This window comes from Hyphomonas atlantica corrig., assembly GCF_000682715.1.
In the GTDB taxonomy this organism is placed as follows: domain Bacteria; phylum Pseudomonadota; class Alphaproteobacteria; order Caulobacterales; family Hyphomonadaceae; genus Hyphomonas; species Hyphomonas atlantica.
Window position 1 is genome coordinate 219126 of sequence record NZ_AWFH01000023.1, and the last position, 17653, is coordinate 236778.

Sequence of the window (17653 nt, forward strand, 5' to 3'; positions counted from 1 at the left end):
AGATACGCCCGAGCGCCCTCGACGACATTACCACCGCTTTAAGCGCTCAGCCCTTGCTGAGGCTGACAGAGGTCGATGGCAAATTAATACTAAAGGGCATGTTCGGTGTAAAAAGCGAGGGACAGACCGTCGATAGTTTCCCGGTTCGCATCCACTTTCCCGGCAACTATCCACACGGGTTGCCGATCGTAGAAGTTTTGGGTGAGCGCATTCCAACTTCGCCAGATCGACACATAAACTCCGATCGTTCTGCGTGTCTGTATGTTCCCGAAGAGTGGCTTGCCCACCGGCCTGATGATCGTTTCCTCACCTTTCTTAGAATTCCCGTGCGAAACTTTTTCCTCGGGCAGCTCTATTACGAAACGCACAAACGGTTTCCACCGACTGGAGAGCGCCAGCATTATGGCGCGGGTCTGATTGATGCATATTCAGATATCCTGGGTGTTCCTGCCAAGATCAACGAGATTCATTATTGGCTCCGTATCCTGGCCAGCAATCGCTCAAAAGGTCATTGGAAATGCCCTTGTGGATCTGGAAAAATCGTTCGGCAGTGCTGTAGACAGCTTGTTTTCGACAAGCAGCAAAACACCCCTGTTTGGCTGGCGAAACGTATGAAACGTGAAATATTAAAAGAGCTTGAGCACCGAAGGCAAAAACGCACTCGTCGGCGGGTTGATGACCAGAAGCGCGACGTCAGAGAGGCTGCGTAGAATATGAGGGTTGAACGAAGAGGAAAAATTGAGCCGCTTACGCCGCGTTGGATATTATTCCTGCGCGAGGCCATGGGCGGCGTCGACTTGGACGCCATTCAATCCTCCGAGGTTCTGCGCGCGGACTTTGCCTGTCTGTCTGGCTTGATCGCACTGGAGATCAAATCCCTTGAAGAAGACGGGACCGAGCGCATGGACAACCTGACGGATGAACTTCGTCAGCGTCCCGATTGGCCGGAATTCCTTGGAAGCGCACCGGTTCAAGCCATGACCCGTCATATGGATGACCCAGAAGCGGTGAACGCAAAATTCGTAAACCGGATCGGCCGAGCGATCGTGAACCATCTAAAAAAGGCCAACAAACAATTGGGGGCGCATCAGAACAATTTCCCGCGCAAGAACCTTGTCCGACTGATGCTGCTCATCAACGAAGATCATGAACTGTATGAACCCGCGCTCATTGCGCACATCGTACAGCGCGCATTGAAGCGGACAAAGGATGGACGCCCGCTATACCCCAATATTGATACGGTAATTTTCACAAGTGAACGACATGCGACGGTCAAGAATGGCCAAGTCGTCTTTCCGCTCATCGCGGTTGAGGGTTCTGGACTCGAAACAGACATTTGGAAAAGAACGATTGTCGATCATTTGTTCGAGCGCTGGGCGAACTGGACACATACGCCAACCTACAAAGGCAATCCTAAAGACGTAGCCTTCACCACCCTGGATCACGTTCCCGAAAAGATGGCGCGCCAAGATTTGTGGCGACTTCAATATCGCCGCCGCCCATACATGGCGCATATAAGTGATGAAGACCTGAGAGACCGCTTCGATGAAGCAATGGCGACGTCGATGCTCACCATGCACAAGCATGCGCCTGTCAAACCCTCAATCGCGGTAAGAGACCAAGCGATCATTTTGTTCACCCATGTGATGATGGAAATGAGCGAACGGGGCATAACCGCCCCGAAATTTGCACTCGAATCTAAACGATTGGTCGCCGCCGCAGGGCGGCTTAACATGCCGCCCCCGGTTGTGACTTGGTTTGAAAGCATGGACAGACGTTGAAGACTTCTGTCTTTGCAAAAATAGGCCAAGGTAAGCGCATCGGCTTGCTATGCCTTACCGCACCAACTCTCCTTCCAGCATTTTGGCATGCGCCCACTCAGCTGCCGCCTGGCTCGCAAACAGATGATAGCAGCCCGCCACGAGCACGCACCACGCCCCGACATCGCCCGGCTCAAGCCCAGCGCGGCGGACGTCTTCAGACGTTAATCGGAAAGGATCAGAGACGCTCATGCTGCCACCTCTTTCCCCTGAGTCGCAATTTTCGGCGAGATCAAGCCTTTGCCCACTGAGAAGGCCAGAATGTAAGTGACCGCTTTGTCGGCATGCGACGCAGCGCTCAAAAGCGCGTTCGGATGGGACCGAATCGTTTCGGCCCAATGGCCAATATAGGCAGCGTGAGAATGCAGGTGTTCAGGCTTCAGCGCAAAGCGCGCGCAGAGCAACACTGATCCAAGCTCAGCAACGAGCTCTTCAATGGCATACCCTTCATCGCCCCAGCGTTTAGATTCGAAATTCCGATCCAGGCGTTTTTCATGGCCTGTCGCATGAATTTGCTCATGCGCTTTGGTCGTCAGATACGTCTCGGGGCTCTCAAACGCCTCTGGCATGGGCAGCTGGATGAAGTCACTGCTCGGCTGATAGAAGGCCCGGTCGCCGCCATGGCGAAGCTCAACCGGAAACGCGTCGAGCACCTTATCAACTGGCGCGTTGTCGACCTGGTCTTTTCTGACCGGATAAAAGGCGTCAGGAAGCCCGTCGCATTGGTCGGCGCAGAACACCGGATAGCATTTAAGATATCTCAGAACCCGCGCGTCCTCATCGTCGTCGCTGTCTTCAACGATGCGCGTCTTGTAAAGTATGGCTGGCATAGATCGCTCGCCTTTGCGCACTTGACCGCCCGCGCGCTTGGCTTGGGCGTAAGTCAGCCAAAAGGGCGAGGCATATCCTCCAGCCGCGCCCGCCATTAAGAGCGTGATGGCATTCATACCGCCAAAGGGCTGTCCATCGGCGCGAAGCGGCAAATGCACCTCTCCGCAGCTTCTTGCGTCCCAGGGTTTTCGCCATGGACGAACGCCTGTTTCCAACGCCGCCACGATTTGATCGACAATCCGGTCGATCGGTTTCTCACCGGCCATTTTGGCCTCCATGTTTTAAATAGTTTCAGGGTTGAGGAGAGCGATCGAGCGCCCTTAAAAAATGCGCGGCCGCTAGGACATTTGCCCCGGCGGCCGCCAGTCAGGAGGAGACGCCCGTCTGGGCTCAGGTGCCGGCGTCGCCGAGGCGCACAATGGGGTGTACCCAGGCCTGCTCTGCCGTCATGTCTTCGACTTGGCTGACGAGGCTCATCTTCTTCTGGCTCTCATCAAGCACGCTGCCGAGATCGGCCGCGATATCGACTAGAGCACCCTTAGTGAACCCGGTCAGGGTCACAGTGTCGGGCGTCCAGTGCTTGGACGCCTCCGCGCCAATCTTGGCCGCGACGGCGCCGGCAAAGCCGAGATCAGGGCTCCCGACATAAGCCTGCCGCGGCTCGGTCAGGTCGACGCATTGGGCGACCAGGACGGCGAGGCAGGCCAGTCTGTCGGTATCCTTGAGCCCAAGGAGATGTTCGATCAGATCTTTGCCGTCTGGAGGCGTCACCAATCGATCTACTTCTTCTGTGGTAGCTGCCCAGCTCGTATCCTCTTTGACCACGTCATTCCCGATCCCGGTGCTAAACACCGTTGGTGAGATCTTAAGCGGACTTGCGCCCTGACAGGTGTCACGCAGACGGCCCGAAAGCTGGGCAATGAGAAGCGCGATTGCGACATCGGGACGAGCTGCAAGATCCTTGGCGAAGACCCGCGTGCGGATTTCGCTGAGGCGCTGTTTAAGCGCGCCGGACGGATTGAGGTGACGCTTGCCGATGTCGTCTTGCATACGAACTGCTTCGTCGGCCTTTTTGGCATCAACATCCTCAGCAGCATCCAAATCAGTACCGGATCCGGTGCCGGCGGTTTCAGTCTCCACGTCAGGCAGCTTATAGGTCACCACCGGCATGGACCCAAACGCGATGCGCGCGGTCATGCGGGCGCGAATGTCGCCTGAAATGGCGCTCAGCAGAAACGTATGAAGCGCTTCGAGCGCCGCGATGACAGCGGACCGGCTTTCCAAAGTACCGGTGTCGACATGGTCTCGCCATGCTTCATAAACCGCGCTTTCGAGCGTTTCCCATGTCGTATCGAAATCGACTTCACCTGGCTCATCGCCCAGTTCAACGAGATCTTCGAGATCGACGCAGTCTGCGGGATCGTCGGTCTCCACCACAACTTCAACATCGGCGAGGCCCCTGCCCGCAATGGCTTTGAAAAGCGGCTCAACCGCGTCGGCGAACGCTGTTTTCACGGCTTCGCCGGTTATCCAGAACGTATAGTCATCGAAAAGATCGCCCTCGATCTTCCCGCCAGCCTTGGTGTAGGCGGTCTCGGTTATGAATTGGGGGAGATGCTCATCAGAGCGACGCTTTTCAGCTTTGAGAAGATTGCGAAGCTGCCAGTTTTGAAGTTCGCCCGCCAAAGCCTGCTCGATAAACCCAGCGCGCCGGTCCAAATCCGTAATCTGACACAGGGTCTTCGCCATATCGAAACTGACCTCTCGGTTTTCCAAAGCGGTGAGGAAGTCGGCCGGCAAGGCGCCAAGCGCCTGGTATTGGCGGACGGTTCGGGCTTCGACGCCTAAAACGCCAGCGATTCGGTCCGGGCTCTTGATGGATTTGGAGAGCGCGGAGACGGCTTTGAAGATCTCCACGGGCGTCATGGCCCGCCGTTGGATGTTTGCCACCAGACCCGCCGCCATATGTTTCTGGGTGACATGCATGACGGCGATCGATTGATCACTGGACAGGCGACCATCGTTTTCCAGCCGCTTGAGAGCGAGAAAACGCCGGCGGCCATCAATGACCTCGAAGCCGCCGCCGCGTTTGATCACGATCAGGGGTTGGACCAGCCCGATCGCAGCGATCGATGTGGCGAGCGCTGCAACGTCTTCATCTTCAGCCACGTCTGCACGAGGATTATCTTTGCCAATTGAAAGCTGGCTGAGCGGAAGGGATAGCGCCTTATGCTCGGGCGCTGCGAGGGTTTGAGTATCGGCCATGGGGGCCTCCTTCTGGTTTTAAAGTATCGCCTGGCCGCACCGGCCAAGCCCCCAAAAGGCGGAGCCCTTTCCTGTTAGCGCGATGTCTTTGAGATCGCTTTTCCGACAATCCATGCGGCTATGGCGCATCCGGCAGGCGGTCATCATCGTTCCAATCGGCGCCTGGTCTTGTCGGCGCGCGCAGCTCGCAGCGAACGCCTCGTCCACGATTGAGAGCGGCGCAGGCTTGCGCGGCTTTAAGCCCCGGAGCGTCATGATCATGGGCAATTACGAGCCGGTCTATGCCGGGCGGCGCCTGGAACACAGCGAGATTTCCGGTGTTCAGGAGCGCCCAGGCGGGCATCTGGAACCTTCGCGCTGCTGAGGCCGTGCTCTCCAAGCCCTCTCCGACCAGAAGTTGATTGGTCGGCTTTGCCAGATGGATTGCGAAACCTTTCTGCCGACCGAAGACAAGCCGTCGCTTCGTGAGCGTTCTACCCTCAAAGAAGAACGTCGCTTGAACGCCTTCAAACCCGCCACGTGCATTCGAGATCCGAGCGATAAGACAAGGATGCATGGCAGAGCCCGGTTTCATCGACATGGGCCACCTCGGCAGGAACCCAAGGCTTGGGTTAGAACTGAGACTGTCCAGTCCACGTTGTTTCAAATAGCGCTCTGCAAGCGCACCCCGTGCAGGCCGGCGCGACACCCAGGCCCGCCGGGCATGGTTGGTACTTTCGGGGCGGACGTTTTTGTGGGCTGTTTGCGGATCATGGCGCTTTACGCCAAACGAGCGACGGTCGCTGTTTCCGACGAAATCGCCTTCGCCGGCAATACCGTCTCTTAAAAAGGCGGCCTTTACATCTCGCCAATCGGTATCGGAAAAGCAGTGGATCAAGAGTTTTCCATCTGCATTCAGACGAAGTGAAACGGATCGATCACGTTTAGAATGACCTGGCGCGGGTATCGCGCCGCTCTGACGGTCGCAGGCCAACCGGCCTCCATACCGGGACACTATGATTTGTATGAGGCTCATGGACGGGGCTCCTGTACGCTGCCGGCTCGCCCGGCGGGCGTCGCCCTTTCCTGTTCGATTGCCTGAACGTGCAATCGACCTTTTGATAGCTCTGAAAACCGGACGGGGCGGGCCCGCATTTGCTAGAGCAAGCGTGCCGATAGGCTCACCCCTTAAGAGTTGAAATTCTTAAGGGGGACATGATGTCCGCGCGTACTATGGCTGCGGCTGCTATTCTCGCCGCAAGTCTGTGATAAGGGGATCTCGCCATGAAACTAAAACACATGTTCGCACTCAGCTTTCCAGCTTTACTCCTTTTCGGGGCCGCCGCTTGTACCAACAGCCCTAACCCAGTTGAAGAGAAGGCACCTGCCGCCAGCGAGGTGGTGAGCGACACGCCTCATGTTGCGCGCGCTTTTGGCTCTGTGCTGCAGCGCGATCTCGAGACGCGCATTCTGGAAATTACACATAGCCCGGTACCAGAAGCAGACTGGCCGATCATGCAAATGGAATTCTACGTCTCGAACGAGATTGAGTTAGCGGATTATCGGGCGGGCGACGCCGTTGAATTCATTTTCAATTTCGCGGCCGAGCAAACGCCTGTCATTATCGCCATGCGGCGGACGAGCGCTCAGGAACTAATAGGCGCGTTGTGGCCCGAGGCGTTCCCAGAAGACGACACAGAAACAGAATAAGATCTGGTCTGAGGGCTAAAACGCCCGGTCGCGTATCAGAAACTTCACCCCACTTGGAGTTTATTTATGCTATCTCGACGATCGCTCATCAAAACCACGCTTGGCGCCGGCACCGCTCTTGGAACCGCCGCTCTGCTGCCAGCGTGGGCGCGTTCAGCTGAACAAGGTAATCTTGGCCTTCCGACCCTGACCGGGACGCAATTTGACCTGACAATCGATCAATTTCCCGTCCGGCTAGACGGCCGCGCCGGACTGGCAACTGGGATCAATGGCACCCTGCCCGGTCCACTGGTTCGCTTTCGCGAAGGCGACGATATCACGATCAATGTCACCAACAATCTCGAAGAAGACACATCAATCCACTGGCATGGCTTGCTGGTCCCGTTCTATATGGACGGCGTGCCAGGCGTGGCGTTTCCTGGAATCAAGCCTGGCGAGACCTTTACCTATCGCTGGAACCTGAACCATAGCGGCACCTATTGGTACCACTCCCATTCCGGCCTGCAGGAACAGCTTGGCCATTATGGTCCGCTGATCATTGATCCGAAATCACCCGATCCATTTGCGTATGACCGCGAATACGTTCTGGTCCTCTCTGATTGGAGCTTTGAGAGCCCGCACCGCATCTTCTCCAAACTCAAGAAGATGAGTGATTCCTATAATTACAATCAGCGCACCCTACCGGACTTTTTGGCAGATGCCTCCGATAAGGGGCTCGGCGCAGCGCTAGATCAGCGTATGATGTGGGGGGCTATGCGTATGTCGCCGCGCGATCTCTCCGATGTCACGGGCGCAACCTATACTTATTTGATAAATGGCCATGCGACGGCCGACAATTGGAACGCCATATTCCAACCGGGCGAAAAAATCCGCCTACGCATCATCAATGCATCGGCCATGACGCTTTTCAACTTCCGCATTCCTGGCTTGCCGATGAAGGTCGTGGCGGCGGACGGCCTCAACCTGCAACCCGTCGAGACTGACGAGTTCCAGATCGGGGTTGCCGAAACCTATGATGTGATTGTCGCGCCCGAGACCAGCGATACTTTTGCGATGGTCGCGGAATCGATCGACCGCTCTGGTCAAGCCGTAGCGACCCTCGCGCCGCGCGCTGGAATGCAGGCAAGCGCGCCAGCGCTGCGCCCCGTACCAACTCTGACCATGGCTGACATGGGAATGGCCGGTCATGGCGACATGAATATGAGCGCGTCTGAAGATATGACCGGTATGGATCACAGCGCGATGGGCCATGGCACCAACGCGCAAACGTCCACCATGGATCATGGCGCGCATAGTATGGATGGCGGGCCTGCACCCGAAATCACGCGTGGCCCGGGTGTCGCCAATGTTGCGATGATGCCAATGAGCCGGCTCGATGAGCCCGGCATCGGCCTAGACGATCAGCCACACCGAACCCTGAGCTACAGTCAGCTGCGCAGCAAGGACGCCAATCCGGATCTGCGCCTGCCGGAGCGCGAGATCGAACTTCACCTCACCTCCAACATGGAACGCTACATGTGGTCATTCGATGGCGTGAAGTTTTCCGAAGTTACCGAACCAATCAAATTCTATGAAGGCGAACGCGTTCGTCTAACCATGATCAATGATACGATGATGCCACATCCGATCCATTTGCACGGCATGTTCTTTGACCTTGTGAATGGCGGCGGTCACCACAAACCCCGTAAACACACTGTCATCGTCAAACCTGGCGAGAAGCTCTCGATTGATATCACAGCCAATCATGTTGGCGATTGGGCGTTTCACTGCCACCTCCTTTATCACATGCATGCTGGCATGATGCAGGTCGTCTCGGTCATCGGTGCTGATGACGCCCCAATGCACCGGCAGATGGATCATGACGGCATGGATCACGGCGATATGGGAAAGGCCCCGCCGCCCGAACCTCAGATCGGCGACGACATGATGGGGCATGGTCATGGCGAACATGATGGCATGACCCATGGGGAGAAAAGCTGATGCGAAAGCTTTCAAAGACACTCCTCCTCGCCATGGCGGCAACGCTCGCAATCACGCCGGCATTTGCTGAAGAAGACGATGGAACCTCACCGCCCTGGTCACAAGCCGACGAATATTATGGCCGCGAAGCGATGAGCAAAGCCCGCGCTGATGTGCAACACGAAGCCGGCGGCCAAACCAATTGGTTTGTCATGGCTGACCGCTTTGAAACTCAGATTTTTGATGATGAAGAGGCATTGGTGTTTGACGCCCAGGGGTGGTATGGCGGCGATATCAACAAACTCTGGGTCAAGGCTGAAGCTGAATACAGTTTTGAGGATGAAGACCTTGAAGACGCGGAGATCCAAGCCCTCTGGTCGCGCGCAATCGCGCCCTATTTCGATGTGCAGGCAGGTTTGCGATATGATCTGGAACCCAAGGGCCGCACCCATGCCGTGCTCGGCGTGCAAGGATTGGCACCCTATTGGTTTGAAGTTGACGCTGCTGCCTTTGTAAGCACCGAAGGCGACGTCACGGCACGGCTCGAGGCCGAATATGAATTGCTGCTCACCCAACGTCTGATCCTTCAACCCCGCTTAGAAGCGAGCCTCTCCGCTCAGGATATTCCTGACCTGCAGCTCGGTTCAGGTTTGACCAGCGTCGATGCCGGCCTGCGCCTTCGCTACGAAATTGTTCGCGAATTCGCGCCATATATTGGCGTCGAATGGCAAAGCGCTATTGGCGATACCGCAGACTTCATTGAGGCGTCTGGAGGCGAAAAAGATCAAACGGCATTGCTCGTCGGTGTGCGAACCTGGTTCTAAACATGATGGAGATCTAAATTGGCCGATATGGGGCATATGATTTTCGGCAATCTTGGCGCGCTGATTTTTTGGGGCGTCCTGGCATTGCTGATCTATGTCGCTGTGCGTGCGACCATCAATCGGGTCGGGTCGGACTCCAAGTCCAACGACCCGGTCGATATCCTCCGGCGACGATATGCGCGCGGCGAAATAGACAAGGAAGAATTTGATCGTCGTATGAAAGACCTGACCTAACGCCGCTTGCAGACCCCACAATTCTTGAGGGGTCGGGCAAGTGTCCGGCGTATCACCCAGACAATGCCAGTCGCTGAAGACAGCGACGCTCACGCAAATGGCCAACTGGGAGGCGCTCTTGGGCGATTTAATTGAACCGAACCTGCATCCAATTCTGGTGCATTTTGCCTATGCGCTCAGCCTCACGGCTTTTGCTTCTTATGTGTTGGCGGCCGTCTCGCCTGTCGAGCGATGGCGAGAGACCCTGCGGCCGGCTGCGGACTGGATGCTGGCCTTTGGTGCGATCGCGATCGTGTTGACCATAGCAGCAGGGTTTCAGGCCTATTACACGGTAGCTCATGATGCGCCGTCGCATGCAGCGATGACCACGCACCGTAACTGGGCTGTACCATCCGGCCTCGCCATCCTGCTATTTGCGGCCTGGCGCTGGACGGGAAGAACAAAAGCCGCCTCTGGCATTTTTGTCACAGGCTTGGCTGCGGCCGCGCTCGGCTTAACCGTCACAGCCTGGTGGGGCGGTAAAATCGTCTATGGCTACGGTCTTGGCGTCAAAAGCCTGCCGCAGGTAACCGGAGATGGCCACGACCATGATCATGGCGGCGGCGTCGCCGCGGCAGATCATGATATGGATCCCATGCCAGACTCGGCACCGACCGCGGATGTCCATGACAATGCCGACGGCCATCACGACACCGCCCCAACCAGCCATGACAATAGTGATGGGCACCACGACGAAGACAGCCCGTCCGCGATACCTGCGCCACAAGCCGGTTCGCCGGCGAGCGTCGCTGACGCTTTCGGCGAAGCGCTAAAAGCAGGGGATGAGGCGGCGCTGCGCGCGCTGTTTGCGCCCGGCGCTGTGATCGCAGAAGGCGGCGGCGCAGAGCGTTCATTCGAAGAGTATGCTGGCCACCATATGTCTAATGATATGGCCTATGCGGCGGCGGTTTCATTCGATCTCAAAGACCGAAACATTCTCGAGAATGGCAATATCGCTACGGTGATCTCTCAATCGGAGATTAACGGCGCCTATAGAGGCGAGCCCGTGCACCGCCAAGCTATGGAAACCATGGTTCTCAAACGCGACGCTGGGGTCTGGAAGATTCACCATGTCCATTGGTCATCCGCGCCGATCACCGAAGATCACGAGCACTGATAAATGGCTGGGGGTGGCCAAACACAGCTTGCGGACCCGCTGATGGGTCAAAACCACTTCACCGCGGTGCGGTGGGTGTTGGCGATCGCTGTAGTCCTCGGTCATATCTGGCTCCTCACGACAGGGTTCGAACCGTTCCGCATCCACGAATGGACTGCCAGCTATATGGCCGTGAACGGGTTCTTCGTCCTGTCAGGCCTCTTGATTGCCAAGAGTCTTCATACAAGGCGCGATATGAAGGCTTATGCAGTTTCACGGTTTCTGCGGATCTACCCGGCTCTGGTGATTATACTTGCAGCTTTTGTCCTCGTCTTCGCGCCTGTCTATTCGGCCGAGGGCGGCGGATCACTGTTTCAGCCGGAGACCTGGCAATACACCTACAAAGTCTTGGCGCTTGGCGATCCCGACAGCGCGCCCGCACAGATATTCTCTCAGAATTTGGAAACCGACTTTAACGGGCCGCTCTGGACCATTCGGTTCGAGCTAGCAGCGTACATCCTAGCGGGCATCGCGTTCATGTTTGGCGCCGTCAACGGCCCATGGCGTGTTCTTAGCGTCTTCTTGCTTGTGCAATCGGTCTATCTTGGCGCGCCTGTGTTCATCGATACGAGTGCGCTCCCGCCGAGCGTGATGTCCTTGCTCCGCCTCTCATCGGCCTTTCTGCTCGGAATGACGCTTTGGCAGTGGCCTATTTTGCGCAGGCCGCCCATGTTGGCGGTCGCAGGTCTGATTGCAGCGTTCGCGCTCCTTGGCGGCGGCCCCCTCGGCGAATTGTTTGCGACCCTTGCCCTCACAAGCCTAATGCTTCGAGCTGGATTGCCAAAACGTGCGTCCGTCCGCATCGCCAAAATTCCGGACTATTCGTACGGGATTTATATCTGGCACTATCCGCTTTTACAGGTATTTTTGGTTGGACAACCAGATCTTAGCCCCGCTGTCCTGGCTATAATGACCGCGCCGCTCATTCTGCTCGTCGCGGCTACTTCGTGGCATGTCATCGAAAAGCCAGTGCTTGCTCTGAAGCTGCGCGCCCGCCCGATAAACCAAAAAACCGTATCGCCGGAGGTGGCCGCATGATTTCCGCGCCGCTTTCGCTGACTGAAACATTGCTTCGGGCTCAAAGCCAATTTGAGAAGCTTATAAGCGGCGCATCTGAAAACACACCCGCAACTAAGTTTGCAGAAATGGCATTCATGACGGCCGAGGTGTGCATTCTTCTCTCTGAGGCATTTGCGAAGTCGATCGAACACCGCCGAGAAAATCTCCTCAGGGCACTACGAGCGATGGCAGGTATTTTCAGAGGCCTTGAAAGAGCCTCGCTGGAAACGACGCGCAACAGCCCGAACACGCTCGGGACCGTATGCGGTCAATGCGAAACAGCGATCTACGCTTTTCTTGAAGCAACCGAGCCTGACACTCAGGGGAGATTGAAATGAGCGCGGCGCCCTGGTCTGGCGCGTTGGCCATCGGATTGGGCTGGGCCGCGCTCGACGCTCGCCTTGGCAAGAACACGGCACATGCTCACTTGGCACATCAGGTCATACTCGGGCTGGATGGCGCAGTCGTGGTGACGACAAACTCAGACATAATAGCCCCGAAAGGCAAGGCTATTCAAATCCCTGCTGGGCAGACCCATTCCATCGGTCCTGAGGGACGCCTGACGCGCTCGATCTATATTGACCCGCGCTTTTCCGGAATTCGAAACGATCAGCAATGCAATCAGCCTGCCTGCCTTTCGGATGATCTATCAGCCACTCTAGAGCACATCACTGACACTAATCAGGCGCGCGATTGGGCGAAAAGGTTCGCGGGCCGGTTGCCTGGTTCGGCCATAGATTCACGCCTGCAAAAAGCCCTTGGCAACGTTCGCGCACTCGCCAATCCCGCCGCTCTGGCGCGCGAGCTCACGCTGTCTCCAACTCGGCTGCGAGAGATCGTCAAGGCGGACTTCGGTGTTCCGCCCAGTAAGCTATTGCAATGGTTGCAATTGCTCGGTGCCGCTAAGGCAATGGAGGCGTCGTCCAGTCTCGCTGATGCAGCGGCCGCGGGCGGTTTTGCAGACCAGGCGCATTTCACACGCCGACTGCAACAATGGTTCGGGGTGACCCCTAAAATTGGCCTTTCGGGTTTGGAGGTGTCCGTCGATGATCTCAGCTGATCCCTCACCCAACGCGGATTGGTCGGCGCGCTTGTCTTGCTCAAAACAAGCGATGCGGGCCCTAAGTATATATACGGAGTTACCAATACCCCCTATGGGTATTAACTCATTTTCGAAGCAACGCATCGCTTTCGCACAAATTATGTGGCGGCAACAACCAAAGAGAAGGAAAACACCATGCGCCTCATCCCCACTGGGCACGCCCTATCTATTTTTCTAGCCATCACGTTTACGCTCTGTATCGCATGGGGGTTGGTCGCACCGCCTAGTCTCCACATGCACGGTGCGTGGGAACAGCTCCTACCCGGATTTGAATTCATTTCGGTTTCAAGCTTCTTCCTCGGCCTCATCGAGTCCTACGTTTACGGCTGGTATATCGCGCTTGTCTTCGTACCGCTCTACCGGCTGTTCAATCGCCAAAAAGCCTAATGCCAGAACTCCATTAGAGATCAGCCGCCCAACCCGGGCGCTGACCTTTAAGAGTGACACTGAAGCCAAACCCCGGAGGGACGGATATGACCAATACCGATCATAAACATCACGACCATGGACATCATGATCACCACCACGGGGATGATCATGATTGTTGCCATGGTGGCGGAGACGCCGATGCCGGCGCGGACGGCAAATATGATCTCGTCCCGCAGGGCTACACAGGCACGGTCTATACATGCCCGATGCATCCAAACGTTCGCGACGTCCGAAACTCCGGATGCCCGATATGCGGCATGGCGCTGGAGCCCGAAGGTGTTGTTGTCGGCGAAGAAGACACCTCAGAACTCGACGACATGACCCGTAGATTCTGGATCAGCGCCATCTTCACCATCCCACTTGCCATTTACGCCATGGGTGACCTGATCCCTGGCAAACCCCTCGAAGGGCTCTTGCCCGCCGGTTGGTCCCAATGGGCTCAATTCGCGCTGGCCGTTCCTGTCGTCCTCTGGGGCGGATGGCCCTTCTTTGTGCGCGGCGTTCGGTCGGTACGCACGATGAACCTCAACATGTTCACCCTCATCTCGCTTGGCGTCGGCGTTGCTTTTGTCTTCTCGCTTGTTGCAACCGCTTTGCCAGGCATTTTTCCGCACGCCTTTCGCAATGAGGCCGGCGAAGTCGCTGTATATTATGAAGCCGCTGCGGTGATCACAACGCTCGTATTGCTCGGGCAGGTCCTGGAGCTACGAGCCCGAAGCGCGACATCGGGTGCCATCCGCGCGCTCCTTGAACTCACGCCGCCAACCGCAAACCGGATCATGGCTGACGGCCAAGAAGAAGAGGTTTCCGTCGACGATGTCCAGAGCGGTGACCGGCTACGGGTCCGGCCAGGCGAAAAAGTACCTGTCGACGGAGAGGTTGTTGAAGGGCGTTCGAATGTCGACGAGTCCATGATCACTGGAGAACCTATTCCAGTCGAGAAAGCAGCAGGGGATCCAATTACCGGCGGCACAGTTAACGGCACCGGATCACTCGTTATGGCCGCGACGCGCGTCGGCGAAGATACAATGCTATCGCAAATCGTACGCATGGTCGCCGAAGCCCAGCGCTCACGCGCGCCCATCCAGAAGCTCGCCGACACAGTGGCCGGCCTGTTTGTCCCGGCCGTCGTCGTGATCGCGATTATCACATTCATCGTCTGGGCGATTTTTGGGCCGCACCCGGCCATGGCTTTTGCGATCGTCAACGCCGTGGCTGTGTTAATTATTGCGTGTCCCTGCGCACTTGGTCTTGCAACCCCGATGTCAATTATGGTCGCCACAGGAAAGGGCGCACAGAGCGGCATTCTGATCAAAAATGCTGAAGCGCTCGAGACGTTTGAAAAAGTCGACACGATCGTCGTCGATAAGACCGGCACTTTGACAGAGGGCCACCCCAAACTTGTGACAGTCGAGCCTGCGAGTGGTCTCGGAGAAGCAGACTTCCTGGCTTACGCTGCCGCGATTGAACGCGGGAGCGAGCACCCTCTTGCGCAAGCCATCGTCAACGGGGCCGAAGAGCGCGGCGCAGCGCGCCTCGAGTCTACCGATTTTGAATCAGTCACCGGAGAAGGCGCGCAGGGCCGGGTCGATGGAAAGCTTTTCGCCATCGGCAACGCCAAGATGATGCGCCGAGTCGGTGCTTTTGACGAAACTCTGAAAGCCCATGCTGAAACCTATCGCCGCGACGGCCAGACGGTGATGTTCGCCGCTCTGGACGGCAAACCGGCGGGCCTGATTGGGGTCGCCGATCCAATCAAAGAAACGACCCCTGAAGCCATAGCCGCCTTGCACAAGGCGGGCATGAAAGTCGTCATGCTGACGGGCGACAGCCTGGCAACAGCGCAAGCGGTTGCACGCCAAATCGGCATTGATGAGGTGGAGGCCGATGTGTCACCAGAAGACAAAAACCGGATCGTGCGCGAGCTCCAATCGAATGGTGCGGTCGTCGCCATGTGCGGCGACGGCATCAATGACGCGCCTGCCCTTGCTCAAGCGGATATCGGAATAGCCATGGGAACCGGTACAGATGTGGCGATGGAGAGCGCCAGTGTCACCCTGGTCAAAGGCGATCTTCGCGGTGTCGCCCGCGCGCAGCGGCTGAGCCGCGCGACGATGGGTAATATTCGCGAAAACCTGTTCTTTGCCTTTATCTATAATTCGCTCGGCGTGCCGGTTGCTGCCGGCGTCCTCTATCCGTTCTTTGGACTGCTTCTCAGTCCAATTATCGCCGCCGCCGCGATGAGCCTCAGCTCATTCTCGGTCATCGCGAATGCGCTGCGACTTCGCTCCGTCAAACTATAATTTCGAAGGAAACTCTTATGTCAAAATGGATTCTTGCCGCCTTGGCCACCGCCCTTTTTGCGCTTGCCGCTGGGTTTTTCGTCTCGGGCGGTTTGGCGAGCCCTGCAAATGCGCAAACCATTACCGTCTATAAAACACCCTGGTGTGGATGCTGTACGGCCTGGATAAAACACCTTCAGCGCGATGGTCTTGAAGTACGTGTTATCGAACGCGAAGACCTTGCGCCTGTGCGGGCCTCGCTGAACGTGCCCGATGAGCTTGCCTCCTGCCACACTGCGTCGGTTGATGGCTACGCGATTGAGGGCCATGTCCCAGCCTCGGAAATTCGTAAGCTTCTGGAAACCCGGCCAGATGCGGCGGGGCTTTCGGTGCCCGGCATGCCAATGGGCTCTCCCGGAATGGAAACGACAAGCCCGCCTGACGCCTATGATGTCATTCTGTTTAGTGCGAATCAGCAAAGCGTATTCGCGAGCTATGTCGGCCGCTTCCCAGCTGAACAGGCGGTCGGGCAATGAAATCCGAAACCTATAAAAAAGGCTCGCTAAGTCTCGCAGGAACCGTTGCGATGGGCACCGGTGTCATGATTGGCGCCGGGATCTTCGCACTGACCGGGCAAGTCGCGCAATTCTCAGGACCGGCGTTTCCGCTCGCCTTTTTGCTTGCGGCCGTGGTCAGCGGGTTCAGCGCCTACACCTACATCAAAATGTCGAACAAATATCCGTCGGCCGGCGGCATCGCGATGATCCTTCAAAAAGCCTATGGGCCAACGACAATTGCCGCCGCCAGCGCGCTGCTCATGACTATGTCGATGATTATCAATGAGAGCCTCGTCGCTCGCACATTCGGCGCCTACACATTGCAACTCTTTGATGTTTCGAAAGACAGTATTCTGGTACCCGTTCTGGCCGTCGGATTGATCGTTTTTGCGTTTATAATCAACATATCCGGAAACAAAATCATTGGCGGCGTATCCAAAATTGCTGCGGTCCTGAAAGTTGGCGGCATTCTGATCTTTGCTGGCGCGGCGCTCTGGGCGTCCGGCCTTTCTTTTGAAGCAGCCTCCTCGGCCACAACAAATGAGACTGGACCTGCGGGATTCCTCGCCGGCGTCGCCCTCGCCATTCTTGCATTTAAAGGGTTCACCACGATCACCAATAGCGGCGATGAAGTCAAAGACCCCAATAAGAATGTCGGCCGCGCGATCATTTGGTCGCTGGCGATCTGCCTTGTTGTCTACATGGCTGTCGCTCTGGCGGTGGGGTCCTCACTGACACTTGAAGAAATTGTCGCAGCCAAGGATTTCTCGCTCGCAGAAGCCTCGCGCCCGGCCTTTGGTGATTTTGGCGTGGCGTTTACCGTGATCATCGCAATCATTGCCACCGCGTCGGGACTACTCGCCAGTGTCTTCGCGGTTTCGCGCATGCTCGCCATGCTGACGAATATGAACCTGATCCCCCACAAGCATTTTGGCATGCCCGGCGGCATCCAGAAACACACGCTTGTCTATACTGTTGTTTTGGCTGCCTTCCTGGCCGCTTTCTTCGATCTTGGGCGGATCGCTTCACTCGGCGCGATTTATTATCTCGTAATGGATATTATTATCCACTACGGCGTGCTGCGCTATTTACGCGAAGATGTCGGCGCCCGCGCCTCTATTCTAGTCGCCGCCATATTATTCGACCTGATTGCCCTTGGCGCCTTCCTGTTCATCAAAGCGACCGCAGACCCGATGATCGTCATCATCGCGATTGGGTCAATGGCTGCAATCTTTGCTTTCGAAGCGCTCTATCTCGGCCGGATCCGCGACAAGGAGGCGCCCGATCATGCGCACTCTCACTCATGATGTAACTGGTCCGCCGAGGGTAAACCTGATCGAGTTCTGCGAGCGAGCGGTGAGCAGGACTGGGATCCTTATTGGTTTAAAAGCGATGGCGCACCCTATC

18 protein-coding genes are annotated in these 17653 nt (G+C 56.7%); 14 read left to right on the forward strand and 4 right to left on the reverse strand.

The window, feature by feature from the left end:
* The first annotated feature begins 53 nt into the window (after positions 1-53).
* Complete coding sequence (locus HY36_RS18405) at positions 54-710, forward strand: hypothetical protein (protein WP_146739684.1); 657 nt, start codon at positions 54-56, stop codon at positions 708-710.
* A gap of 192 nt (positions 711-902) precedes the next feature.
* Complete coding sequence (locus HY36_RS11025; protein WP_155841862.1) at positions 903-1781, forward strand: hypothetical protein; 879 nt, start codon at positions 903-905, stop codon at positions 1779-1781.
* A gap of 54 nt (positions 1782-1835) precedes the next feature.
* On the opposite strand, the gene HY36_RS18410 is transcribed toward HY36_RS11025, so the two are convergent.
* The 4 genes from HY36_RS18410 to HY36_RS11040 form a co-directional block, all read right to left on the reverse strand.
* Entirely contained in the window at positions 1836-2012 is a 177-nt protein-coding gene (locus HY36_RS18410) for a hypothetical protein (protein ID WP_155841864.1), read from the reverse strand.
* On the reverse strand, positions 2009-2917 hold the full coding sequence (locus HY36_RS11030) for an ArdC family protein (RefSeq protein ID WP_035552639.1): 909 nt from the start codon (positions 2915-2917) through the stop codon (positions 2009-2011). The genes HY36_RS18410 and HY36_RS11030 overlap by 4 nt, the downstream gene beginning before the upstream one ends.
* A gap of 124 nt (positions 2918-3041) precedes the next feature.
* Positions 3042-4916 carry a ParB/RepB/Spo0J family partition protein gene (locus tag HY36_RS11035; RefSeq protein WP_035552452.1) on the reverse strand — a complete coding sequence of 625 codons (1875 nt, stop codon included), beginning with the start codon at positions 4914-4916 and terminating at the stop codon, positions 3042-3044.
* A 118-nt stretch (positions 4917-5034) separates the two neighbouring features.
* Positions 5035-5931, reverse strand: coding sequence for a toprim domain-containing protein (locus tag HY36_RS11040; protein WP_035552455.1), 897 nt, complete (start codon positions 5929-5931; stop codon positions 5035-5037).
* Positions 5932-6179: 248 nt separating this feature from the next.
* Here HY36_RS11040 and HY36_RS11045 point away from each other — a divergent pair, with 248 nt between their 5' ends.
* The 12 genes from HY36_RS11045 (at position 6180) to HY36_RS11100 (ending at position 17553) form a co-directional block, all read left to right on the forward strand.
* Positions 6180-6605 carry a copper-binding protein gene (locus tag HY36_RS11045; protein ID WP_081806154.1) on the forward strand — a complete coding sequence of 142 codons (426 nt, stop codon included), beginning with the start codon at positions 6180-6182 and terminating at the stop codon, positions 6603-6605.
* Positions 6606-6671: 66 nt separating this feature from the next.
* A complete protein-coding gene (locus tag HY36_RS11050) occupies positions 6672-8585 on the forward strand; it encodes a copper resistance system multicopper oxidase (protein WP_081806155.1) in 1914 nt (637 codons plus the stop codon).
* Positions 8585-9388, forward strand: coding sequence for a copper resistance protein B (locus tag HY36_RS11055; protein WP_035552460.1), 804 nt, complete (start codon positions 8585-8587; stop codon positions 9386-9388). The genes HY36_RS11050 and HY36_RS11055 overlap by 1 nt, the downstream gene beginning before the upstream one ends.
* 27 nt (positions 9389-9415) lie before the next feature.
* A complete protein-coding gene (locus tag HY36_RS11060) occupies positions 9416-9622 on the forward strand; it encodes an SHOCT domain-containing protein (protein WP_035552463.1) in 207 nt (68 codons plus the stop codon).
* Positions 9623-9662: 40 nt separating this feature from the next.
* Positions 9663-10778, forward strand: a complete 1116-nt coding sequence (locus tag HY36_RS18415) for a DUF2231 domain-containing protein (protein ID WP_146739718.1) — start codon at positions 9663-9665, stop codon at positions 10776-10778.
* Between the two features lie 42 nt (positions 10779-10820).
* Positions 10821-11855 (forward strand): acyltransferase family protein, encoded by a 1035-nt coding sequence (locus HY36_RS11070; protein ID WP_233346315.1) that lies wholly within the window; start codon positions 10821-10823, stop codon positions 11853-11855.
* On the forward strand, positions 11852-12214 hold the full coding sequence (locus HY36_RS11075; RefSeq protein WP_035552469.1) for a hypothetical protein: 363 nt from the start codon (positions 11852-11854) through the stop codon (positions 12212-12214). The genes HY36_RS11070 and HY36_RS11075 overlap by 4 nt, the downstream gene beginning before the upstream one ends.
* The gene (locus HY36_RS11080; RefSeq protein WP_035552472.1) at positions 12211-12936 is read left to right on the forward strand and encodes a helix-turn-helix domain-containing protein; all 726 of its coding nucleotides are present in this window, start codon (positions 12211-12213) and stop codon (positions 12934-12936) included. The genes HY36_RS11075 and HY36_RS11080 overlap by 4 nt, the downstream gene beginning before the upstream one ends.
* A gap of 144 nt (positions 12937-13080) precedes the next feature.
* Positions 13081-13365 carry a DUF5676 family membrane protein gene (locus HY36_RS11085; protein WP_233346316.1) on the forward strand — a complete coding sequence of 95 codons (285 nt, stop codon included), beginning with the start codon at positions 13081-13083 and terminating at the stop codon, positions 13363-13365.
* Between the two features lie 86 nt (positions 13366-13451).
* Positions 13452-15710, forward strand: a complete 2259-nt coding sequence (locus HY36_RS11090) for a copper-transporting P-type ATPase (protein ID WP_035552476.1) — start codon at positions 13452-13454, stop codon at positions 15708-15710.
* 17 nt (positions 15711-15727) lie between these two features.
* Positions 15728-16225, forward strand: a complete 498-nt coding sequence (locus tag HY36_RS11095; RefSeq protein WP_035552479.1) for a DUF411 domain-containing protein — start codon at positions 15728-15730, stop codon at positions 16223-16225.
* A complete protein-coding gene (locus tag HY36_RS11100) occupies positions 16222-17553 on the forward strand; it encodes an APC family permease (protein WP_035552484.1) in 1332 nt (443 codons plus the stop codon). Before HY36_RS11095 ends, HY36_RS11100 begins: the two co-directional genes overlap by 4 nt.
* Positions 17554-17653: the final 100 nt, after the last annotated feature.